Here is a 20526-nt window from a genome sequence, read left to right on the forward strand (position 1 = left end):
AAATCGTTCCCATGTCTGAAGCGGCTGGCCACAATCGCGCCATCTTTTGTTCATCCACTTCAGGAACGACCCCATGAAACGCATTTCTGCCTTGGTTCTGGCCTTGTCGGCCACCGCCTTCTCCGTGCCCGCTTTCGCCGCCCAGCCTTTGCTCAGCCCCGTCGAGCTGCAGGCCAAACTGTCTGATGCCAACGTGCGCGTGATCGACATCCGCGACCCCAAGTCCTATGCCGCCAACCACATCCCTGGCGCGGTCAACGCGCCCTATGGCACTTGGCGCGGCCCGGCCAGCAACCCTGGCGAATTGCCCGCTCTGCCCAAGCTGACCACCTTGGTGCAAAGCCTGGGCCTGACCCCCAGCACCCACGCGGTGATTGTGTCCAGCGGCGCAGATGCCACCGACTTTGGGGCCTCGGCCCGCGTTTACTGGACCCTCAAAGTCCTGGGCCTCAAAGAGCTGTCGGTGCTCAACGGCGGTGTGAAGGGCTGGTCCACAGCCGGTTTGCCGCAAAACAACCAAGCCGTGAAAGTCGCGGCCAGCAGCTTCCAGCCGCAAATCGACAAGAGCCTGGTCGCCACCAAAGAAGAGTTGGTCGCCCGCGTGAAAGCCGGTGATGCTGCCCTGATCGACGCCCGCCCAGCAGAATTTTTCAATGGTGACACCCGCCATGTGGCCGCCAGCGTGCCCGGTACCTTGCAAGGCGCGGTGAACGTCGAGCACGACAAATGGTTTGCCCCCGGCACCTCCACCTTTGTGAACACCGAGCAGGCCCAAAAAGTGGCGGCTGCCAGCCCGATCGACCCGGCCAAAGAGACCGTGTCCTTTTGCAACACCGGCCACTGGGCCGCGACCAACTGGTTTGCCATGTCCGAGGTGCTGGGCCAGAAAAACGTGAGGCTCTATGCGGGCTCCATGGTGGAGTGGTCCAAAGACGCCAGCGGCCTGCCCATGGCCAACGTGCCCAGCCGCCCCAAGCAGCTCTTGATCGACGCCAAGTTCTGGGCCGAGAAAACCTTCAAGTAAATTCAGGTCATGAAACGCCTTCCTTTGGCGGCCTTGCTGGCCGCCTTTTTCATCTTTTTGGCGCTGTCCGTGTCCATCCGCCAAGCCGTGCTGATGCTGGTGGGCGTGGGCATGGGCGCGGCTTTGGCAGCCGCCCGCTTTGGTTTCACCACCGGCTGGCGCCAGCTCATTGAGCAGCGCAACCCACAGGGCGTGACCGGGCAGGTGCTGCTGCTGGCACTGGCCAGCTTGGCGGCGCTGCCACTGCTGGGGCAGTTTTCTGAACTGCACGCCGCCTTGGGGCCACCGAGCGTCAGCCTGCTGGTGGGCGCTTTTGTGTTCGGGCTGACCATGCAAATTGCCGACGGCTGCGGCTCGGGCAGTTTGTACAAAGCGGGCCTGGGCGTGCCGCTCAACATGGGCATCTTGCCGCTGTTCGCCTTGGGCAGCTTCCTCGGTTCGGTGCACCTGGACAGTTGGTTGTCACTGGGCCAAACCGCCCCGGTCAGTTTTTCTGCCGAATACGGCACGGGCGGCGCTTTGGCCTTGACACTGGCCCTGCTGGCCGCCGTGTTGGTGGCCGTGCGCCTTTGGGTGGGCGCGGGCCAAAGCTGGTTCGACAAACGCTGGGTCTGGGGCGCGGTGGCGCTCGCCGCGCTGGCGACATTGAACTTGTTGTTGGCCGGGCAGCCATGGGGCGTGGTCTATGGCTTTGGCCTGTGGGCGGCCAAAATCTCGGTGGCGCTGGGCGCTTTTGACCCCACCGCGAACGCGTTTTGGGGCCAAGCGGGCAACGCGCAGCGCCTGACCCAAACCGTGTTCATGGACGTGACCACCATCACCAACATCGGCATTCTGGGCGGTGCGTTGTGGGTCTCGGCCAAGTCCCCGGCCAGCAGCAAGCCCCTCACCACGCAGCAATGGGTGATTGGCCTGGTGGCCGGTTTCGTCATGGGCTACAGCTCGCGCCTGGCCTTTGGTTGCAACATCGGCGCCATGCTGAGCGGCATCTCCACCGGCAGCTTGCACGGCTGGCTGTGGGTGCCTTTGGCGTTTGCGGGCACCTTGATTGGCGTGCGCGTGCGCCGCCACTACCAGTTCTGATGGAGGCCACATGAACACGGCGCACAAACTGCAAGCGGTTTTCTGGCTGACGCTGAGCGCTTTTCTGGCCTGGGACTTTCAGGCCTCCGACCCGGTGGACCTGCGCAACGAGCCGCCCCTGATTGCGGCAGGCTCGGGCCAGGCCACGAGTGGCGGGCATTGTTCGATGGCCAAGTGATCGGGCCCCATCATAGGCCAGGCTTCTAGCCCTGAGCCTGCCGCAAATGCAATCGCGCCGTGGCTTTGACAGCCTCGGTCAGGCGCTGGGCTGAAGGGGCCTCACGGGCCCAGTGCTGCCAATACAGGGCCACGTCCACCGTCGCTCCGGGCAGCAGATCTTGCAAAGTTTGCGCAGGGTCCGCCTGCAGCGCAGCACGTTGCGCCAGGTGCTGTTCGGGCACCATGCCCCAGCCCAGGCCCAACTCGATCGCGGTCTCGAAGGCCTCGACCGCCGGGGCAAAGTGACGCGGGTAATGGGGCTGCAGCAGGCCAAAGTGCTGGGCCAAAAAGGTGTCTTGCAAGGCGTCCTTGCGGTTGAAGATGACCGCAGGCTGCGCCAGCATTTTGTGCAAGGACACCGCACCGCTGGGCGTTTGGCAGCGCTTCACCACCGCAGGTGTGGCCACACAGCAATAACGCATGGTGCCCAGCGGCTCGGCCACACAGCCGCGCATCGGCTCGGCCAAGGTGCTCACGCAGCCGATCACATCACCGCTTTTGAGAGCGTCGTGCGTGTGGTCTTGGTCATCGATCAGGATTTCAAGCAACAAATGGTGCTTCAAAAGCAAAGGGGCCACACCGGGCAAAAACCAGCTGGCCACCGAGTCGGCATTCACCGCCACGCTCAGCGATTGCCAGCGCTGCGCCTTGCGCACCGACGTGCCTTGCAAGCCCCCCAGCAGGTCGGCCTCCATCATGCGCACTTGTTTGACATGGGCCAGCAAACTCTGTCCCGCCGGAGTGGCCCGCACCTGCTTGCCCCGCACCAGCAGGCGCTGGCCCAAAGTATCTTCTAAGGCCTTGATGCGCAAGGACACCGCCGCCAGCGTGAGCGACAAGGCCTGGGCCGCCGCACCAAAACTACCGTGCTCCACCACGGCGGCCAGGGCTTCGAGTTGACGGGCGTCGAGCATGTACTTGTTAAAAATAAATTGAGTGATGTGAGTTTAATTGAAGATGGTTTAAATCAAAGGGCTTCAACCGCACACTCAGGGCCATTCACCGGCAGCCCACTCAGGTTGCCCCGCATCACACCGCCTTTCACGGCCTTATACGGCCTCATGAGGCCCCCGGAGATTCCCATGGTTCTGAGCTTTCCCACCTTCACCGCTGGCATGGTGCTGAGCATTTCGCTGATCATGGCCATTGGCCCACAAAACGCGCATGTGTTGCGCATGGGCCTGCAGCGCCAGCACCTGTGGCTCACGGTGGCCGTCTGCGCCGTGGCCGACATCGCCTTGATTGGCCTGGGCGTGCTGGGTTTGGCGCAGCTGGGTGGCCTGTCCGACAAACTGCACGGCGCACTGGTGGGCGCAGGCATGCTGTTTCTGGCGGTCTATGGCTGGCAGGCGTTTCAGCGGTTTTTGCGGCCCCAAGCATTGACCCTGGATTTGCCCTCAGCCGATGGCCCCAGCGAGTCCAACAGCGCCACAAGCGGCAGCCAGCCACAGCCCGTCGCCGTGTCGCGCCGCCAGGCCATCTTGTCGGCAATGGCCTTTTCATGGCTCAACCCACACGCTTGGCTGGACACGGCTGTGCTGATCGGCACCGCTTCGTTGGCCTATGGGCAAGGCAGCACTGTCTTTGGCTTGGGCGCAGCGGCGGGTTCGATGCTCTGGTTTTTGGTGTTGGGCACTGCCGCCTTTTGGCTGGGCAGGCGTCTGCATTCACTGCACATCTGGCGTGCACTCGACGGCGCGGTGGCACTGATGATGTGGGGTACAGCACTGTGGCTGGGCTTCAGCCTGCTTTGAGGGCGAGCCCACCAGCGTCTTGAATCCTGAGCGCCTCAGCGCGTCAACCAGCGACGCGCCGCAAAACTCAGCGCGTCCACACACGCCACCATGAGCAGCATGGCCGCCAAAATGGTGGCGGTCTTGTTCATGTGGAACAGCCCCATGTGGAAAGACAACAACTGGCCCAAGCCCCCAGCGCCCACCACGCCCAGCACAGCGGCGGCGCGGATGTTGTTTTCCCAGCGGTACAGCGTGTAGCTCATGAGTTGCGGCAACACCTGGGGCAAGGTGGCATAAAAGAACACACTCAGCGGCCCCACGCCTTGGGTGCGCAAGGCGTCGCCCGGCCCGGTGGGCACGTTCTCCATGGCCTCGGCAAACAAACGGCCCAGCACGCCGCTGGTGTGCAGGGCCAGGGCCAGCGTGCCCGCCATGGGCCCGAGGCCCGCAGAGATCAAGAGCAAAGCGGCCCACACCAATTCAGGAATGGCACGCAAGGCGTTGAGCACCCAGCGTGTGGGGCTGCGCAGCCAAGCCGGGTCTTGGGCGGACATGCGGCTGGCGGGCACGGCCAGCGCCAAGCCCAGCACCGCCGCGATGGCGGTGCCCAGCGCCGACATGGCCAGCGTCTCCCAAGCGGCCCAGGCCACCTTGTTCACAAAAACGGGCGAGAAGTCGGGCGGGAAAAACTCGGCCACAAAGCGGACCATGCTGCGTGCCGCTTCCATCGATGCAAATGCCGCCCAGTCGAGCTCCAGAGACACAAAACTGGCCACCACCAAGACCAGCAGGGCGGCTGTGAACCAGCAAGCGCGGCAGCGTGCATCAAAAATGGGTGGCGGCAATTTGTAGGGCGGGTTGGCCGCTTCCCGAGAAAAGGGCTTCATGCCAGCGCCTTTCTCAGCCAAGCGCTCACGCGGTCGGCCAGTGCCACCAGCGCAATGAACACCAAGAGCAAGGTGGCCACTTCGCCGCCGTTGAACATCTTCATCGAGTTGTCCAATTGCTGGCCCAAGCCGCCCGCACCCACAAAGCCCAACACCACGGAGGAGCGGATCGCGCATTCCCAGCGGTACACGGTGTAGGAGGCGAGTTCTGCCGCGTGGCTGGGCAAGAGCGCGTACACAAAGGCTTGCAAGCGGCCGCTGCCGTTGCGCATCAGGGTTTGGGTGGCGTGACTCTCGCCGCTCTCCAAAATCTCGGCATACACCTTGCCCAACATGCCGCCATAGGTCAGTGCAATCGCCAGCACGCCCGCCGTGGGCCCCAGGCCCACCACACGCACAAACACCAGCGCCCAGATCAGTTCAGGAATGCTGCGCAACACAATCAAAGTGGCCCGCACACACCAGCGCAACACCGCTGGCCAGCGGTCCATGCGGCCGGACAAGGCCGACAGCGACAAAACCCGTGTGGCCAACAAACTCAAGGGCACGGCCAGCACCAGCGCCAACGTCACGCCCGCGGTGGCCATGGCTACGGTGCGCCAGGTTTCGCGAACCACCATCTGCATGAATTCGGCGTGGTGCACCAGTGGCCAAAAGCTGCGCACAAAGTCGGCGGTGACCTTGCGGTTTTCGGGCTCCCACAACACCCAAGGCCGAAACTCGGTGGCCACACCCAATGGCCACAACAGCACCAAGGCCAGGCTCAACCAAAACACCCGTGCGGCAAAAGCCGGATCACGCAACGGCGCCATGGGGCGCGGGCGGCTGACAGGCAAGGGAGACACGGAGGCGGACATGGTCGGTGCGTGGCGTGAAAGACCTGGCCGCGTCAGCGGCAATGCATCACCACGGGCGCGGGCCTAGCAGGTGCATCGTCTGGCAAGGCCACAGACAACACCTCGCCACGCAATTCGTGTTCGTACTGGTCGTACAAATGCGCCAGGCGCTCGGGGCTCACCTGTGCAGAGGGCAAGTCAAACACCAACTGACCATCGCGCAGGCCAATGACGCGCGGGAAATGCGCCAGCGCCATGTCCACCTGGTGCAGCGTGGCCACGAGCGTGACCTGGCGCTCGGCGGCCAAGTTGACCAAAGCCGACATGGCCATGCGGGCCCGCATCGGGTCAAGTGCCGACAACGGCTCGTCGATCAGCCACAGGCTGGCCGGGGCCAACAGGGCGCGGGCCAGGCCCACGCGCTGGCGCTCACCGCCCGACAGGCGGTCCACACGGTCGAACAATTTGTCGCCCAAATCAAAGTGCACCAGCGCTTCGTAAGCGGCCGGGATGTCTGCCGGGTAAAAAAGCGAACGCAAGCTGGCCCACAAGCCCATGCTGGGCAAACGCCCGGCAAGCACCGAAGTCACCACGCGCTGGCGCGGCGGCAGCGGCGGCACCTGCGGGGCCAGAAACAATTGGCCGCGTGTACTGCGCAGGGCGCGTGCAGACAGTGTCCAAGGGTTCACGCCCGCCAATTGCAGTGAGCCTTGGGTGGGCGGCTGGGCACAGGCCAGCACCTGCAGCAAAGTTGTTTTGCCCGCGCCCGAGGGGCCAATGATGGCCACCTGCTCGCCTGCGGCCAGGCGCAGGTTCAGCGCCCGCAAAGCCGCTGGCGCACCGGGCAAGGCTGCCGGATGCCGGGCCTCCAGGCCCAAAAGCTCGATGTTCACCGCGCTGCCGCTCAGGCTTTAGAGCAAGCCCGCGCTGCGTGCGGCCGACTCCAGACCCTTGTAGTTTTCGGGCGTGGTGGAGATGTAACGGGTCGAGCGGTTGAGCTTCAGGATCTCGGCGTGCTCGGGGTTGGCGGGGTTCAGGGCCAGCAAGGCGGCCTTGATTTTTTCGCGCAAGTCGGCAGGCATGTCGGCGTGCACCGACCAGTTGTAGTTGAAGTAAGGCGGTGTCGTGTAGAACACGTTCACGGCTTGGGTGTCGACCTTGTTCTCGGCCACGAACTTTTTCCAGACGGTGATGTCGAGCGCTGCGGCATCGACCTTGCCACTGACCACCGAAGCGATGGTGGCGTCGTGGGCGCCGCTGTAGGCGATGCGCTTGAAGTCTTTTTCAGGTTCGATCTTGGCTTGCAGCAAGAAGCTGCGTGGCATGAGGTGACCCGAGGTGCTGCTTTGTGAGCCAAAAGAGACTTGCTTGCCCTTCATGTCGGCCAGCGTCTTGATGCCCGAATCGGTCTTGGCGATGAACACCGACTGGAAACGTGTGTCTTCTTCGCGCTGAGCGATGGGCACGATCTTGCCGCCCGAACGGATGCTGGCCTGCACAAAGGTGAAGCCGCCAAACCAGACCACATCGACCTTCTTGTTCACCAACGACTCCACCGCAGCGGGGTAATCGGTCACAGGGGTGAACTGCACTTTCATGCCCAGTTGCTTTTCCAAGTAATTGGCCAAGGGCGTGAACTTGCGCACCTGCTCGGTGGCGGCTTCCTCGGGGATGGTGGTCACGCGCAGCGTGGTTTGGGCTTGGGCCGAGCTGATAGCCGAAAAGGCCAGCAAACCCGCACAAACCGAGGACAAGAATTTGGAAATAAAGGCGTGGTTCATGGTGTATCTCAAAAAACAAACAACAGCGATTACACCCTGAAATCCTTGCACTCCGCCTTATAAGGGCCAAACCTTCTCAAAGCTGTAGCGGATGTGGTGACTTAATATGCCGCATGGCCACACCCCAATTCATCCAGCTGTACCAGCACAACGCCGCCGCTGTGGCGCAGGAGCTCTTGCAGGGCCTGAGCGCCCCGCAGGCCTTCACCTCACCCAAATACCTGTACGACGCGCTGGGCTCGCGCTTGTTCGAGGCCATCACCGAGCTGCCCGAATACGACCTGACCCGCACCGAGGCGCAACTCATGCGCCTGCACAGCGCAGACATGGCCCAGCACTTGCCCACAGGCGCTTGCTGGATCGACCTGGGCGCGGGCAACTGCGAAAAATCCGGGCGACTGCTGGGCCCCCTGCAAGCGGGGCGTTATGTGGCAGTAGACATCTCGGTGGACTTTGTGCGCCAGGCCCTGGACAGCCTGCAGCGCCAGCACCCGGACTTGCCCATGACGGGCCTGGGCACCGACTTTTCGGGCGGCCTGGATTTGCCCGACGCCTTGGGGCTGGATGCGGCGCAGCCGCGCGTGTTGTTTTACCCGGGCTCGAGCATCGGCAACTTCACGCCCGATCAGGCGTTGGGCTTTTTGCAAAGCCTGCACCGCGCTTGTGGCACAGCCCAAGGCAGCGGTTTGCTAGTCGGGGTGGATTTGCTCAAGGACGCGGCCGAATTGGAGGCGGCCTATGACGACGCCCTGGGCGTGACCGCGGCCTTTGACCTGAACCTGCTGCTGCACATCAACCGCTTGGTGGACAGCAACTTTGTGGTGCGCGACTGGCGCCACGTGTCGCGCTTCAACGCCGAGCAGTCGCGCGTGGAGATGCACCTGCAAGCACGCCACGCGGTCACCGTGCAGTGGCCAGGCGGCAAGCGGCTGTTTGCTGAAGGTGAAACCATCCACACCGAAAACGCTTGCAAGTGGACGGTGCCGAACTTTGAGGCCTTGTTGCACGCAGCAGGCTTTGTCCAGACCCGCGCCTGGACCGATCCCGCCCAGCGCTTTACGGTCTTATGGGCCACGGCCTGACGACACCGACTGTTTACACCGCCACCGACCTGAAGCCCGCAAATATATCGCGCCGCTCGGGCACAAAAAAGTTGCGATACCGCACATCCACCACGTTGGCCGAAGTGGCGGCGCACGCCCCACGCAACACACGGTGCCCATGCCACCAAGGTGCTGAATAGTCGCGGTAAGGGTGCACCTCAAAGCCCGGGTAGGGCGCAAAGTCGCTGGCCGTCCACTCCCACACCTGGCCCCACACCCAACCCGGCTGCTGCGCGGCGCATTCCCATTCGGCTTCAGTGGGCAGGCGCCGCCCCGCCCATTGGCACCAAGCCTGGGCATCGTGTGCATTCAGGTGCACCGCAGGGGCCATCAGGTCGAGCAGCTGCCACTGGCCAAAGCGTTGTGCTTGCCAAGCGCCGTCAAGCCAGCGCACATGGGGCGGCAGCGAATGGCCCGTGGCTTGCACAAAAGGCAGGTAACGCGCCCAGCTCACAGCGGCAAGATCGATCTCGAACGCCGCCAGGGCCTGCGGATGGGCCTGGCACTCGTTGTCAAAGGCAAACCCCGGCCCTGAGCAGCCCAGTGTGTGAACCTGCGCGGGGACATGAACGGACCCTGTTTGCCCCAAAGGTGTCTCCAACCCACGCGCATCACCAGATGCGGATTCGCGCCAGCACAAGGCCGGTGGCAAAGCCAGCCCCAGCGCTTGGGCCATGTAGACCGAGGCTTCGTTGTGCATGTCTTCGTGTTGCAGGACCAGTCGCCAAAAGTAAAGCGCCTCGTCTGTGAGCGGCTGCCCGACTGCGTGCAGCGCCTCAAGCGCTTGCAAATGGCCCAAGCTGCGCTGCAGCACCTGCGCCAAATAGGCCTGCGTCCCGGCCAGATCGGGCAAAGGCAAGGCCCAACGGTTGTCGTGCGCCACCTCGCTGGAGTTGTAGAGCGCATCGGCATCGGGCAGCAAGGAGGCGTCAAAAGCTTCGCCAGCGCTGGCACTGCGTGTGCCCCAGTGGCGCTGGCGGTTGCGCACCGTCCACCATTCCTGAAACCAGGCGATGTGGCCCCACTCCCACAGGGGCGGATTCATGCCCGGCGAGGGCGGCACCGACAGATCGGGCATGGCGTATTGCCAGGCCTGCATCAGGCCCAGCGTGCGGGCGCGGGTGCGTTGCAGGGCCTGGGCCAAAACCGCAGGACCGGCAGTGCGCACAACGCTGTGCACGGGCCCCTGACAGGCCACAAAAGAACGGTCAAAAACCCCAACCCATGAGGTGCTGGTTGGAACCTGCCCTGCCCCCACCGTGTTACTGCCATTCATGTATAAACCGCCCATGCAAAAACTTCGTGTGGTGATTGTCAGCCCGGCCCTGGCCGACGCCAACAATGGCAATTGGCAAACGGCGCGCCGCTGGCAACAGGTGTTGTCTGCGCATTCTGCCCGCATCGTGCGCCAGTGGCCCGACTCACAAGCAGATGATGACGAAGTGATGCTGGCCCTGCACGCCCGCCGCTCGGCCGACGCGGTGCAGGCCTGGCACAACCGGCAAGGCCCGCGCGGTCTGGGCGTGGTGCTGACCGGCACCGACCTGTACCGCGACATCGCGCACGACCCGCAGGCACAGCGCTCGCTGGCGCTGGCGCATTCCTTGGTGGTGTTGCAAGGCTTGGGCGTGAAAAGCCTGCCCCCTGAGCATCAAGCCAAGGCCCGTGTGATATTTCAGTCCACCGGCACGCGCAAGACTTTGCCCAAAACCGCACGCCACTTGCGCGTGGTGATGGTGGGCCACTTGCGTGAAGAAAAAGACCCGCTCACCCTGATGGCTACCGCGCGACGGTTACCGCCAGACGCAGGCGTTTTCATCGACCACATCGGCGCCGCACTTGACCCCGCACTGGGCCAGGCCGCACAAGCCACCCAAGCGCAGTGTCCACATTACCGCTGGTTGGGGGCGGTGCCGCATGCGCAAACCCTGCAACGCATCCAGCGTGCACACCTGTTGGTGCACTGCAGCCGCATGGAAGGCGGTGCCCATGTACTGATGGAGGCGATTTGCAGCGGAACGCCCGTGCTGGCCTCGCGCATCGACGGCAATGTGGGCCTATTGGGCGAGGATTACGCGGGCTACTTTGAGCCCGGTGACGCGCAGGTCCTGGCCCATTTATTACAAGCTTGCCGCTCACCACAAAACGGCCCCAGCCTGATGGCACACTTGAGGCATCAGTGCGCCTTGCGCGCACCCTTGTTTGAACCTCAGGCCGAATGTGCCGCCTTGCACCGCTTTGTGCAAGACCTCTGGACAATGTGATGAAACCATCTGCTCAACCTGTGCTGCGCGACCTGGTGCTGGTCGGGGGTGGCCACAGCCATGTGGGCGTGCTGCGCATGTTCGCCATGAAGCCCGAGCCGGGCCTGCGCATCACCGTGATCTGCACTGACATCGACACCCCCTACTCGGGCATGCTGCCCGGTTACATCTCGGGCCATTACAGCTTTGACGAAGTGCACATCGACCTGGGCCGCCTGTGTGCTTTTGCCGGGGCGCGGCTGTACCACGATGCGGTAGTCGGCATCGACCGCCAAAACCAGAAAATCATTTGCCAAAACCGGCCGCCCGTGGCCTACGACCTGTTGTCCATCAACATCGGCTCGACACCGCAAGTGCGCCATGTCGAGGGGGCCCAATCGCTGGCCGTGCCGGTCAAGCCGATTGCACAATTCAACCAGCGCTGGTTGGCCCTGATGGACAAAGCCCGCCAGTGGCCTGTGCACCGGGGCCGCATGACGATTGCGGTGGTGGGCGCGGGCGCAGGCGGCATCGAGTTGGTGCTGTCCATGCAATACCGCTTGCGCCACGAACTCAAAGCCTTGGGCCGCAGCCCCGAGGACCTGAAATTCGTGTTGCTGACTTCGGGCGACACGATCTTGCCCACGCACAACCCGGGTGTGCGAAAACGGTTTGCACAAGTGCTGCAGGAACGCAACGTCGAAGTGCACACCTCGGCCGAAGTGATCCAGGTCTCGCCCGGTTGTCTGCACACGCGCGACGGGCGCACCTTCGATGCGGACGAAACCATGTGGGTGACCCAAGCCGGTGGCCCCGCTTGGCTGCAAAGCACTGGCCTGGCGTTGGACAAACAAGGCTGCATCTTGGTGCACCCGCAGCTGCAAACCCTGAACGACCCGCTGGTGTTTGCGGCGGGTGACATCGCCTCGTTTGTGGAACGCCCGCTGGAAAAAGCGGGGGTGTTTGCCGTGCGCATGGCCAAGCCCTTGGCCGAGAATTTGCGCCGCAGCCTGCGCGGTCAAAAACTGCTGGCCTACGACCCGCAACGCCATTGGCTGGCCCTCATTTCCACGGGCAACCGCTTCGCCGTGGCCTCACGCGGGTCACTGGGCTTTGCGGGGGCCTGGGTCTGGCGCTGGAAGGACCGCATCGACCGCGAGTTCATGCGCCGCTTCACCGAATTCCCGTCCATGCCCGGGGCAGGCAGCCCTGGCCAAGCCGGGGCCCAGGTGCGCGAGGCCGTGCAGGCCATGGGCCAGCTGCTCAAAGACATCCAGGCCCAAGGCAAGGGGCACACCACCCAGCTGAACCTGACCTCTGAAGAGTCGCTGCAAGCCATCTCGGCCATTGCGATGCGCTGCGGGGGCTGTGGAGCCAAAGTCGGCGCCAGCATTTTGTCCCGCGCCTTGGGGCAATTGCAGCCTGTCGAGCGGCCAGACGTGCTGATCGGCCTGCATTCGCCAGACGATGCAGCGGTGGTGCGTGTGCCAGCGGGCATGGCTGTGGTGCAGACGGTGGATTTTTTCCGTGCCTTCATCGACGACCCTTATGTGTTTGGCAAAGTGGCGGCCAACCACGCGCTGGGCGACATCTTTGCCATGGGGGGCGAGCCGCAAACCGCCACCGCTGTGGTCACCGTGCCGCCGGGCTTGGAAAGCAAGGTGGAAGACCTGCTGACCCAAATGATGGGTGGGGCGATTGAAGTGCTGAACGCCGCAGGTTGCGCCTTGGTGGGTGGGCACACGGGCGAAGGTGCCGAGCTGGCCCTGGGCTTTGCCATCAACGGGCTGATCGACGAGAAGATGCACAGCGTGATGCGCAAGGGCGGCATGCAGCCCGGCGATGTGCTGCTGCTGACCAAACCGATTGGCACCGGCACCCTGTTTGCCGCGCATGCCCGCTATGCCGCCAAGGGCCGCTGGATCGATGCGGCGCTCAAGTCGATGGTGCTGTCCAACCAATCGGGCGCTGAAATTTTGCGCACCCACGGCGCCACCGCCTGCACCGACCTGACCGGCTTTGGCCTGCTGGGCCACCTGGTGGAGATGACCCGTCCGTCCGGCGTGGACGCAGAACTGACCATGAGCACCCTGCCCCTGCTGGATGGCGCGGTGGACTGCGTGCAAGCGGGCATTGTCAGCTCTTTGCAGCCCGCCAATGTGCGCCTGCGCCGCGCCCTGCGCAACGCCGACGAATTTTTGGGCGACCCCCGTTATCCCTTGCTGTTTGACCCGCAAACCGCAGGTGGCCTGCTGGCCAGCGTGCCCGCAGCGCAGGCGGGCGCTTGCGTGCAAGCGCTCAAGGCGGCTGGCTACGTGCACACCGCCATCATCGGCCGCATCACTGCACAAAGCCAAGCCATCGAGCCGGTGCTGCTGAAAACCTGAATGCCTTCAAGGCCTGTTATGTCATGAGCACCGAACACATCACCCTCAACGCAGACCTCAGCCAGCGCTGTATCGTCCACAGCCCCTCACTCGATTGGGTGGATTCACCCGCCTCCGGCGTGTCGCGCCGCATGCTCGAGCGCGACGGTGGCGAAGTGGCGCGCGCCACATCCATCGTGCGTTATGCGCCGGGCTCGGCCTTTGCCAGCCACACCCACGGCGGGGGCGAAGAAATTTTGGTGCTCGAAGGCACCTTGCACGACGAGCATGGGGTTTATGGCCCCGGCACTTACATCAAGAACCCGGTGGGCAGCTCGCACGCGCCGTCCTCTCCTGAGGGCTGCACTTTGTTTGTGAAACTGCGCCACCTGGACCCGCGCGACGACGAGCGCGTGGTGATCGACACACGCCGCAGCGAATGGCGACAAGGCATGGTCGAGGGCCTGAAGGTCTTGCCGCTCAACACCTTCGAGACCCAAAACACCGCCATGGTGCGCTGGGCACCTCAAACGTTTTTCAACCCGCACCGACATTGGGGTGGCGAAGAGATCTTGGTGGTCGACGGCGTGTTCTCGGACGAACACGGTGACTACCCGGCGGGCAGCTGGCTGCGCAGCCCGCACATGAGCCAGCACCAGCCCTTCAGCCGCGAAGGTTGTTTGATCCTGGTGAAAACCGGGCATCTGGTGTGATCATGAATTCATCCACAACCCCCATTCGCGCCATCGTCTTTGACGCCTACGGCACGCTGTTCGATGTGTATTCGATCGGCGCTTTGGCCGAAACGCTTTACCCCGGCCAAGGCGCGGCGCTGTCGGTGCTGTGGCGCGACAAACAGATCGAGTACACCCGGCTGATCTCGCTGAGCGACCCCAATCCAGAGGGCAGTCGGCATTACCAGTCGTTTTGGGACATCACACGCGCTTCGCTGCGCTATGCGCTGGCGCGTTTGGGGCTGGTGCACACCAGCGCAAACGAAGACGCCTTGATGGCGCAATACGCCGAGCTCACGGCCTTCCCGGAAAACCTGGGCGTGCTGCAGGCGCTGCGTCAGCGCGGCGTGGCCACGGCGATTTTGTCGAACGGCAGCCCCGAGATGCTGCAGTCGGCCGTGCACAGTGCGGGCATGAGCGAGTTGCTGGGTGCCGTGCTGTCGGTGGACAGCGTGCGCCAGTTCAAGACCACGCCCACCAGCTACCAAATCGTGACCGACCACTTTGGGTTAGCACCCGCCGAAGTGCTGTTTGTGTCGAGCAACGCCTGGGACGCGCTGGGCGCCACCTGGTTTGGCTTCACCACGCTGTGGGTCAACCGCCAGGGCCTGCCGCCCGAGGCCATTGGCCCAGCGCCCCACCACACGGGCCGCGACCTGAGCGAAGTGCTGAAGGTCTTGGGTTAATGCACCGATCAGGCCGCTGTTTGTAAGCCGCTTGCACGGATCGGGTTTTTAGAATGGCATTTGCTTGAACTGCCCATTTTGAAGCCCGTATGAACTCCCCATCTGCCTCGTCTTTGGCCCCCCTGCTGGCACCCCACGGCGTTTTGCGCGTGGCCATCAACCTGGGCAACCCGGTGCTTGCCGGGCTCGATGCGGCGGGTGAGCCCTCGGGCATCTCTGCCGATTTGTCTCGCCTCTTGGCCGCACAGTTGGGTGTGGGCATTGAGTGGCGCATCTTCAAAAAGGCCGACGACTCGGTGCAATGTGTGCGATCTGACGAAGCCGACATCGGCTTTTTTGCCATCGATCCGGTGCGCGGTGAAGGTCTGCATTTTTCGCCGCCCTATGTGCAAATTGAGGGGGCTTACATGGTGCGTACCGACTCGCCGCTGCAAAACAACGACGAGGTGGATCAGGCCAGCAACCGCGTGACGGTGGGCGCGGGCAGTGCCTACGATTTGTTCCTGACGCGCCACCTGAAACACGCCGCCATCGTGCGTGCGCCCAGCTCGCCTGCGGTGGTTGAGGTGTTCATGGACCAGCAGCTCGAAGTGGCCGCAGGTGTCAAGCAGCAACTGGAGGCCGATGCCCAGCGCCTGCCCGGCGTGCGTCTGTTGCCCGGCCGGTTCATGGTGATCCACCAGGCCATGGGCATGCCCGCCCAACGTGGCGCCCAGGCACGCGAGTACCTGAATGGGTTGGTGGAAGATGCCAAACAATCCGGTTGGGTGGCCGAGGCTTTCGTCCGCCACCAGATTCAGGGCGCCGCAGTGGCCCCACCGGGCTATCCCGCACAGGACTGAGGACCCCGAGGTCCGGTGATAAATTGGGCTTGAGTTTTTCAACCCCAGAGACACACCCATGACCTCCAAAAAAACCGACCGCCTGCCCGAGATCCCCCGTGAACACATGACCGACGCACAACGTGCGGCAGTGGACGAACTGGTCAGCGGGCCACGCGGCAAACTGACCGGACCATTCATTCCCCTGATGCGCAGCCCCGAGCTGATGCGCCGCCTGCAAAAAGTGGGCGAATACCTGCGCTATGACAACACCGTGGGTTTGCACAACTCGGAGTTCGCCGTGCTGGTGGTGGCACGCCACTGGTCGCAACCGGTGGAGTGGCACATCCACAAACCGATTGCCATGAAAGCGGGCGTGAGCGAAGAGACCTGCAACGCGATTGCCGAAGGCCGCCGCCCGCCGAACATGACGGCGCAAGAAACTGTGGTGTACGACTTCTTGCAAGAGCTGCTGCACAACCAGTCGGTGAGCGACGTGACCTGGGCGGCTGCGCAAAAGATGTTTGGCGACCAGGGCGTGATCGACATGACGGCGCACTGCGGCTACTACAGCCTGCTGGCCATGGTCATGAACACCACGCGCCGTGACTTGCCGGACAACGCCGCGCCGGGCATTGCGCCCTTCCCTCACTGAGGGTGAAGGGGCGAAGGGTGTGCCCTGCGGTCAAGCCGCCTTGAGTGGCAGCCCGATCAGCGCCGACAACGCTTCAAGCCCGAGGCCGTCGACCGTGTCAATGACAACCAAACCTTGTGGTGTGCACGCCAGCGTGGCCAGGTCGGTGTAGACACGTTTGACACAGCCAATGCCGGTCAGCGGATAGCTGCAGGTCTGCACCAGTTTGCTTTGGCCTTGCTTGGTCAACAGATCCATCATCACCCAGGTTTGTTTGGCGCCAATGGCCAGGTCCATGGCGCCGCCCACCGCCGGAATGGCCCCGGGCTCACCCGTGTGCCAGTTGGCCAGATCCCCCGTGGCGCTGACCTGAAACGCGCCCAGCACGCAGATGTCCAGGTGCCCGCCGCGCATCATGGCGAAGCTGTCGGCGTGGTGAAAAAATGCGCCGCCGGGCAGCAGGGTCACGGGCTGTTTGCCTGCATTGATCAGGTCGTAGTCCTCCAGCCCTTTGGCGGGTGCCGGGCCCATGCCCAGGATGCCGTTTTCGCTGTGCAAAAGCACCTCGCGGCTGGCCGGAATGTGGTTAGCCACCAAGGTGGGCTGGCCGATGCCCAGGTTGACGGTGGCGCCTTCGGGGATGTCTTGCGCCACGCGGGCGGCCAACTCGTCTTTGCTGCGCCTTGTGTAGCTCATGCCTTGATGCCTCCGGCCTGCGTGGCCACACGGTCGATTTTGACGACCGCCTGCACAAAAATACCGGGCGTCACCACCGTCTCAGGGTCCAGCTCGCCCAAGGCCACTTGCTCGTGCACCGTGGCCACGGTTTTGCGCGCCGCCATGGCCATGATGGGCCCAAAGTTGCGTGCTGCCTTGCGGTACGTCAGGTTGCCCCAGCGGTCACCCCGCTCGGCCTTGATGAGGGCCAAGTCGGCATGGATGGGTGTTTCGTACACGTACATGCGGCCATCGATTTCGCGGGTTTCCTTGGGCGTGCCATCGGCGTGTTTGGCCAACTCGGTGCCGAAGCCCGTGGGCGTGAAAAAGCCACCAATGCCCGCACCAGCGGCCCGAATGCGTTCGGCCAAATTGCCTTGCGGCACCAGCTCGAGCTCGACCTGTCCCGAGCGGTACAGGCCGTCAAACACATACGAGTCGGTTTGCCGGGGAAAGCTGCAAATGACCTTGCGCACCCGGCCCACCTTGAGCAAAGCCGCCAGGCCGTGCTCGGCATTGCCTGCGTTGTTGTTGACCAGGGTCAGGTCGCGTGCGCCTTGTGCCAACAGGCCCTCGATCAACTCGTCGGGAATGCCTGCGGTGCCAAAGCCACCAATCATGACGGTGGCCCCATCGGCCGTGCCCGCCAGCGCCTCGGCGACGGATGAAACGAACTTGTTGATCATTTATGCAGTGTCTCTTTTGTCATCCTTCACAGCTTACATTGAGTTCAAAAACCCTGAACAGGGCAGATACCTACCTTGCCGCCAGGGAGCACCTCTAAGTGGAGCAAGTTGGATGAGCCTGTTTTGGGATCACATCGTTCAACCCGATTCACAGATCTTTATTTATGTACTAAGGTTCTCATTAATTTGAATAAATATCGGGAGGGTGATTCACATGAGCACGACCATCTCACTGGAGCCTGCGCGGGTAAAAGCCAGACAACAAATCGTTGGCTTGGTTGACAAAAAATCATATACTCCTAGGTTCGTCAACCAAGGAGCCGCCATGATTCACCACCGAATCCACCGCGCACGCATGCTCAGAGGCTTGAGCCTTGAGGCTTTGGCCCACAGCCTGGGAGACATCAGCAAACAGGCCCTGAACAAGTTCGAAAAAGGCGATTCCAAGCCCAACTCGACCCGCATCTTGCAGCTGGCCAAAGCGCTCAACGTCAAGCCCGAATACTTCTTCCGATCCGACGCCATTCAACTGGCGCCACTCGAATTTCGCAAGCTGTCCAAAATGTCGCAAGCCCGGCAGGCTTCTGTGCGCGAAAAAATGCACGACCACCTGGAACGTTACGAAGCACTGGAACGTTGCTTTGACGCGGAAACCACTGTTCAGGTCTTGCCAGCCCAATCACTGGCTGTTGGCAGCGTGCAAGAAGCCGAACTGGCAGCGCAACGACTGCGCGAGCAACTGCACATTGGCCACGATGCCATTGCCCACCTGACCGAACTGCTGGAAGACAACGGCATCAAAGTGGCACTGCTGGATGGCCCCGATGACTTTGACGGCGCATGCGCTGCGACCCATGACAACCAGCATGTGCTGATTGCGCTGAACTGCCAACGCCCCGGCGAGCGCATGCGCTTTACTGCTGCACACGAACTAGGCCACTGGGTCATGGCCCTGCCCGAAGACATGAGCGAAAAAGACAAAGAAACCTGCTGCCACCGGTTTGCAGGCGCTTTCTTGTATCCACAAAGTCGTGTGCTGCAAGACTTTGGCAGCCACCAACGCTCCCGGGTTTATTCGGCAGAGCTGCTGAATGCCAAGCGCCGTTACGGTGTCTCCATGCAAGTGGCGCTGCGCCGCCTCAAAGACCTCAGCCTGCTCACCGATCCGGGCTACATGAGCGCCATGATTGAGTTCAGCCGCAAGGGTTGGCGCAAAGTGGAACCCGAAATATTGGCCTGCGAACATCCACGTCGGTTTGAATCTTTGGTCTATCGCGGTTTGGCCGAAGACCTCTTTACCCCCTCTCGCGCTGCCGAGTTTTTGCAGTGCAGCCTTGACGAGCTAGACCCCAAACTTGATCGGTTGCCAGCACTCGCATGACACAGCAGGTCTACATCAGCGACACCAACATCTGGATTGACTTCCGCAATGCGGGATTGCTGGATGCGCTGTTTAGCCTGCCCTTCAAGCTGTGTTGCACCGACTTTGTATTGAATGAACTGAAAGACTTTGACACCAAGCACCTGCTTGCACGGGGCTTGGTCGTTGAAACCTTAGATGCTGCAGCCACCGCCACACTGTTTGACCTGATGCAAGCGCATAACAACAGCTCATTGGCTGATGTGTCTTGCTACCAACTGGCCCACCAAACCAAACATCCGTTGCTCACGGGTGATAGGCGCTTGCGCAAGCAGGCCAAAACTGATGGCCTGAAAGTACACGGAGCGCTTTGGCTTTTGGATCAATTGATTGCTCACCAAACCATCAAGACCAAAGAAGCCGCCAAGGGCTTGCAAAGCATGCTGACCTCTGGTGCACGGCTTCCGGAAGCTGACTGCCAAAAGCGGCTGACTTTATGGGCAGCCTGAGCTTTAGCCGCCCCACCCCGCAAACACCGTCTTCAACCGCTCCACCGTATGCCGCCACTTGGCGGCGCGGGGTTGGCAGACGGTGTTTTGGTTTCCGAACAGACCGACCTCGTTGAAGGCGTGGGCGGCGTCTACGGCGTGGAGCCACTTCACACGGACAAAATACTCGGCCTGCTCAGGGTCGTCGGCAGTGGCGCTGTAAAGCGGGCCGTGTTGCAGCACGTCTAGCGCGAGGCGGTCGCCCTCGGGTGTGACCACCGTGAAGTCTTTGGCGGACTGCACAGATTCGGTCACCTCGCCCACACCCACAAAACCCGTTTGCGGAATCTTGACCCACACGCGGTCACCAGGCGACAAGAGCTTGAGCGTTTGGCTGTACCAAGTGCCACCACCGCCGCTGATGTAGCCATAGCGCCGCGCGTCTTCCCAGCTGCGGTGCTCGTTGGAGCCAAACGACACATAGAACTCACCATTCCACGGCTCTTTGGCCTCGCCCTTGGCTGTGTTGGTGGCTGCTGCGTTGGCTTGGGTTTCGCCGGGGTCGATCATCCAGGCGCGGCTGAGCAGCTGCTGGCCGCCATGCTCAAACACCTTGAAGAACACCACGTTGATGGCAATGTCGCGGGCGTTGAGATACGCCACGATGCGCTCGGTGGATGGGTCCAGCTCGCTGGCCACGATGATGATCTGGTGCGAGTGGTTGAGCGTGTCTTCGTCCAACACCAGGCCAAAGCGCTTTTGAAAATCGGCCTGCAAACTGCCGCCCTTGGAAAAGCGCTGGTAAATCTGCACGATGCGATCGGCCGTCAGGTCCACCACCCAAGAGGCATAGTCCAGCGCTTGCGCCACGATTTCGCGGGGCGTGCGGTCGCGCTTGAGTTCGATCAGCACCAGCGAACCATCGGGCGCGATCGCCAGCAGGTCAATTCGCCCACCGTGCGAGGTGACTTCTTGCTGGCCGATCAGCATCCATTCGCTGGAAAGGATGCGCGGCTCGCGCACGATCATGGATTCGAGCAACTGCTCGCTGGCGAGCTTGGCGGCGGGCAAGATGGCAGGCTTGTCGGCGACTTGCCAGATGGCGTGTTGGATGGGCATATG

General features: G+C 62.6%; 22 protein-coding genes. 13 read left to right on the forward strand and 9 right to left on the reverse strand.

Going from position 1 to position 20526, the window contains the following annotated elements; genetic code table 11:
* Nucleotides 1-73 precede the first annotated feature (73 nt).
* Genes L63ED372_RS14330 through L63ED372_RS16545 form a run of 3 tightly spaced genes read left to right on the forward strand, consistent with a single transcriptional unit; the run spans nt 74 to nt 2285 of the window.
* Nucleotides 74-1024, forward strand: coding sequence for a sulfurtransferase (locus tag L63ED372_RS14330; RefSeq protein ID WP_062406867.1), 951 nt, complete (start codon nt 74-76; stop codon nt 1022-1024).
* Nucleotides 1025-1033: 9 nt separating this feature from the next.
* On the forward strand, nt 1034-2107 hold the full coding sequence (locus L63ED372_RS14335; RefSeq protein WP_062406869.1) for a YeeE/YedE thiosulfate transporter family protein: 1074 nt from the start codon (nt 1034-1036) through the stop codon (nt 2105-2107).
* 10 nt (nt 2108-2117) lie between these two features.
* On the forward strand, nt 2118-2285 hold the full coding sequence (locus tag L63ED372_RS16545) for a hypothetical protein (protein WP_197275275.1): 168 nt from the start codon (nt 2118-2120) through the stop codon (nt 2283-2285).
* Between the two features lie 25 nt (nt 2286-2310).
* On the opposite strand, the gene L63ED372_RS14340 is transcribed toward L63ED372_RS16545, so the two are convergent.
* Nucleotides 2311-3240 (reverse strand): HTH-type transcriptional regulator ArgP, encoded by a 930-nt coding sequence (locus L63ED372_RS14340; RefSeq protein ID WP_062406871.1) that lies wholly within the window; start codon nt 3238-3240, stop codon nt 2311-2313.
* A gap of 168 nt (nt 3241-3408) precedes the next feature.
* Between L63ED372_RS14340 and L63ED372_RS14345 the strand changes: the two genes are divergently transcribed.
* Complete coding sequence (locus tag L63ED372_RS14345) at nt 3409-4080, forward strand: LysE/ArgO family amino acid transporter (protein ID WP_062408177.1); 672 nt, start codon at nt 3409-3411, stop codon at nt 4078-4080.
* 35 nt (nt 4081-4115) lie between these two features.
* Here L63ED372_RS14345 and phnE read toward each other — a convergent pair whose 3' ends face one another.
* From phnE to L63ED372_RS14365, 4 genes are read right to left on the reverse strand one after another with little or no spacing between them, the layout of a single operon-like run.
* Nucleotides 4116-4949 carry a phosphonate ABC transporter, permease protein PhnE gene (phnE, locus tag L63ED372_RS14350; protein ID WP_062406873.1) on the reverse strand — a complete coding sequence of 278 codons (834 nt, stop codon included), beginning with the start codon at nt 4947-4949 and terminating at the stop codon, nt 4116-4118.
* Nucleotides 4946-5806 (reverse strand): PhnE/PtxC family ABC transporter permease, encoded by an 861-nt coding sequence (locus L63ED372_RS14355; RefSeq protein ID WP_062406875.1) that lies wholly within the window; start codon nt 5804-5806, stop codon nt 4946-4948. The genes phnE and L63ED372_RS14355 overlap by 4 nt, the downstream gene beginning before the upstream one ends.
* Nucleotides 5807-5838: 32 nt before the next feature.
* Nucleotides 5839-6678, reverse strand: coding sequence for a phosphonate ABC transporter ATP-binding protein (locus L63ED372_RS14360; protein ID WP_062406877.1), 840 nt, complete (start codon nt 6676-6678; stop codon nt 5839-5841).
* Nucleotides 6679-6696: 18 nt separating this feature from the next.
* Nucleotides 6697-7566, reverse strand: a complete 870-nt coding sequence (locus tag L63ED372_RS14365; RefSeq protein WP_062406879.1) for a putative selenate ABC transporter substrate-binding protein — start codon at nt 7564-7566, stop codon at nt 6697-6699.
* Nucleotides 7567-7679: 113 nt separating this feature from the next.
* On the opposite strand from L63ED372_RS14365, the gene egtD reads away from it, so the two are divergent.
* Nucleotides 7680-8648, forward strand: a complete 969-nt coding sequence (gene egtD / locus L63ED372_RS14370; protein WP_062406881.1) for an L-histidine N(alpha)-methyltransferase — start codon at nt 7680-7682, stop codon at nt 8646-8648.
* A gap of 13 nt (nt 8649-8661) precedes the next feature.
* On the opposite strand, the gene senA is transcribed toward egtD, so the two are convergent.
* Nucleotides 8662-9849, reverse strand: a complete 1188-nt coding sequence (gene senA / locus L63ED372_RS14375; RefSeq protein ID WP_062406883.1) for a selenoneine synthase SenA — start codon at nt 9847-9849, stop codon at nt 8662-8664.
* 109 nt (nt 9850-9958) lie between these two features.
* On the opposite strand from senA, the gene senB reads away from it, so the two are divergent.
* The 6 genes from senB (at nt 9959) to L63ED372_RS14405 (ending at nt 16174) form a co-directional block, all read left to right on the forward strand.
* Nucleotides 9959-10933 carry a selenoneine biosynthesis selenosugar synthase SenB gene (gene senB, locus L63ED372_RS14380; protein ID WP_062406885.1) on the forward strand — a complete coding sequence of 325 codons (975 nt, stop codon included), beginning with the start codon at nt 9959-9961 and terminating at the stop codon, nt 10931-10933.
* Nucleotides 10933-13299, forward strand: coding sequence for a selenide, water dikinase SelD (gene selD, locus L63ED372_RS14385; protein WP_062406887.1), 2367 nt, complete (start codon nt 10933-10935; stop codon nt 13297-13299). The genes senB and selD overlap by 1 nt, the downstream gene beginning before the upstream one ends.
* A 23-nt stretch (nt 13300-13322) precedes the next feature.
* On the forward strand, nt 13323-13991 hold the full coding sequence (locus tag L63ED372_RS14390; protein WP_197275276.1) for a cupin domain-containing protein: 669 nt from the start codon (nt 13323-13325) through the stop codon (nt 13989-13991).
* Between the two features lie 2 nt (nt 13992-13993).
* The gene (locus tag L63ED372_RS14395) at nt 13994-14698 is read left to right on the forward strand and encodes a haloacid dehalogenase type II (protein ID WP_062406889.1); all 705 of its coding nucleotides are present in this window, start codon (nt 13994-13996) and stop codon (nt 14696-14698) included.
* Between the two features lie 89 nt (nt 14699-14787).
* Nucleotides 14788-15540 (forward strand): ABC transporter substrate-binding protein, encoded by a 753-nt coding sequence (locus L63ED372_RS14400; protein WP_062406891.1) that lies wholly within the window; start codon nt 14788-14790, stop codon nt 15538-15540.
* 58 nt (nt 15541-15598) lie between these two features.
* Nucleotides 15599-16174 carry a carboxymuconolactone decarboxylase family protein gene (locus L63ED372_RS14405; protein WP_062406893.1) on the forward strand — a complete coding sequence of 192 codons (576 nt, stop codon included), beginning with the start codon at nt 15599-15601 and terminating at the stop codon, nt 16172-16174.
* Nucleotides 16175-16204: 30 nt separating this feature from the next.
* On the opposite strand, the gene L63ED372_RS14410 is transcribed toward L63ED372_RS14405, so the two are convergent.
* On the reverse strand, nt 16205-16849 hold the full coding sequence (locus L63ED372_RS14410) for a 3-oxoacid CoA-transferase subunit B (protein ID WP_062406896.1): 645 nt from the start codon (nt 16847-16849) through the stop codon (nt 16205-16207).
* A complete protein-coding gene (locus L63ED372_RS14415) occupies nt 16846-17556 on the reverse strand; it encodes a 3-oxoacid CoA-transferase subunit A (RefSeq protein WP_062406898.1) in 711 nt (236 codons plus the stop codon). The genes L63ED372_RS14410 and L63ED372_RS14415 overlap by 4 nt, the downstream gene beginning before the upstream one ends.
* A gap of 325 nt (nt 17557-17881) precedes the next feature.
* On the opposite strand from L63ED372_RS14415, the gene L63ED372_RS14420 reads away from it, so the two are divergent.
* Both L63ED372_RS14420 and L63ED372_RS14425 read left to right on the forward strand, forming a co-directional pair.
* A complete protein-coding gene (locus L63ED372_RS14420; RefSeq protein ID WP_062406899.1) occupies nt 17882-18937 on the forward strand; it encodes a helix-turn-helix domain-containing protein in 1056 nt (351 codons plus the stop codon).
* Entirely contained in the window at nt 18934-19425 is a 492-nt protein-coding gene (locus L63ED372_RS14425; protein WP_062406901.1) for a hypothetical protein, read from the forward strand. The genes L63ED372_RS14420 and L63ED372_RS14425 overlap by 4 nt, the downstream gene beginning before the upstream one ends.
* Before the next feature lie 3 nt (nt 19426-19428).
* Here L63ED372_RS14425 and L63ED372_RS14430 read toward each other — a convergent pair whose 3' ends face one another.
* Entirely contained in the window at nt 19429-20523 is a 1095-nt protein-coding gene (locus tag L63ED372_RS14430) for a nuclease (RefSeq protein WP_062406904.1), read from the reverse strand.
* Between the last annotated feature and the right edge of the window lie 3 nt (nt 20524-20526).

This window comes from Limnohabitans sp. 63ED37-2 (assembly GCF_001412535.1).
Lineage (GTDB): Bacteria > Pseudomonadota > Gammaproteobacteria > Burkholderiales > Burkholderiaceae_C > Limnohabitans_A.

What these genes read in the sequence shown, in the direction of transcription:
- L63ED372_RS14330 (WP_062406867.1), top strand. Translation starts at nt 74, where the DNA reads ATGAAACGCATTTCTGCCTTGGTTCTGGCCTTGTCGGCCACCGCCTTC.
- L63ED372_RS14335 (WP_062406869.1), top strand. Translation starts at nt 1,034, where the DNA reads ATGAAACGCCTTCCTTTGGCGGCCTTGCTGGCCGCCTTTTTCATCTTT.
- phnE (WP_062406873.1), bottom strand. Translation starts at nt 4,949, where the DNA reads ATGAAGCCCTTTTCTCGGGAAGCGGCCAACCCGCCCTACAAATTGCCG.
- selD (WP_062406887.1), top strand. Translation starts at nt 10,933, where the DNA reads ATGAAACCATCTGCTCAACCTGTGCTGCGCGACCTGGTGCTGGTCGGG.
- L63ED372_RS14425 (WP_062406901.1), top strand. Translation starts at nt 18,934, where the DNA reads ATGACACAGCAGGTCTACATCAGCGACACCAACATCTGGATTGACTTC.
- L63ED372_RS16545 (WP_197275275.1), top strand. Translation starts at nt 2,118, where the DNA reads ATGAACACGGCGCACAAACTGCAAGCGGTTTTCTGGCTGACGCTGAGC.
- L63ED372_RS14400 (WP_062406891.1), top strand. Translation starts at nt 14,788, where the DNA reads ATGAACTCCCCATCTGCCTCGTCTTTGGCCCCCCTGCTGGCACCCCAC.
- L63ED372_RS14395 (WP_062406889.1), top strand. Translation starts at nt 13,994, where the DNA reads ATGAATTCATCCACAACCCCCATTCGCGCCATCGTCTTTGACGCCTAC.
- L63ED372_RS14355 (WP_062406875.1), bottom strand. Translation starts at nt 5,806, where the DNA reads ATGTCCGCCTCCGTGTCTCCCTTGCCTGTCAGCCGCCCGCGCCCCATG.
- L63ED372_RS14405 (WP_062406893.1), top strand. Translation starts at nt 15,599, where the DNA reads ATGACCTCCAAAAAAACCGACCGCCTGCCCGAGATCCCCCGTGAACAC.
- L63ED372_RS14430 (WP_062406904.1), bottom strand. Translation starts at nt 20,523, where the DNA reads ATGCCCATCCAACACGCCATCTGGCAAGTCGCCGACAAGCCTGCCATC.
- L63ED372_RS14410 (WP_062406896.1), bottom strand. Translation starts at nt 16,849, where the DNA reads ATGAGCTACACAAGGCGCAGCAAAGACGAGTTGGCCGCCCGCGTGGCG.
- L63ED372_RS14415 (WP_062406898.1), bottom strand. Translation starts at nt 17,556, where the DNA reads ATGATCAACAAGTTCGTTTCATCCGTCGCCGAGGCGCTGGCGGGCACG.
- senB (WP_062406885.1), top strand. Translation starts at nt 9,959, where the DNA reads ATGCAAAAACTTCGTGTGGTGATTGTCAGCCCGGCCCTGGCCGACGCC.
- egtD (WP_062406881.1), top strand. Translation starts at nt 7,680, where the DNA reads ATGGCCACACCCCAATTCATCCAGCTGTACCAGCACAACGCCGCCGCT.
- L63ED372_RS14345 (WP_062408177.1), top strand. Translation starts at nt 3,409, where the DNA reads ATGGTTCTGAGCTTTCCCACCTTCACCGCTGGCATGGTGCTGAGCATT.
- L63ED372_RS14390 (WP_197275276.1), top strand. Translation starts at nt 13,323, where the DNA reads ATGAGCACCGAACACATCACCCTCAACGCAGACCTCAGCCAGCGCTGT.
- L63ED372_RS14365 (WP_062406879.1), bottom strand. Translation starts at nt 7,566, where the DNA reads ATGAACCACGCCTTTATTTCCAAATTCTTGTCCTCGGTTTGTGCGGGT.
- L63ED372_RS14420 (WP_062406899.1), top strand. Translation starts at nt 17,882, where the DNA reads ATGATTCACCACCGAATCCACCGCGCACGCATGCTCAGAGGCTTGAGC.
- L63ED372_RS14340 (WP_062406871.1), bottom strand. Translation starts at nt 3,240, where the DNA reads ATGCTCGACGCCCGTCAACTCGAAGCCCTGGCCGCCGTGGTGGAGCAC.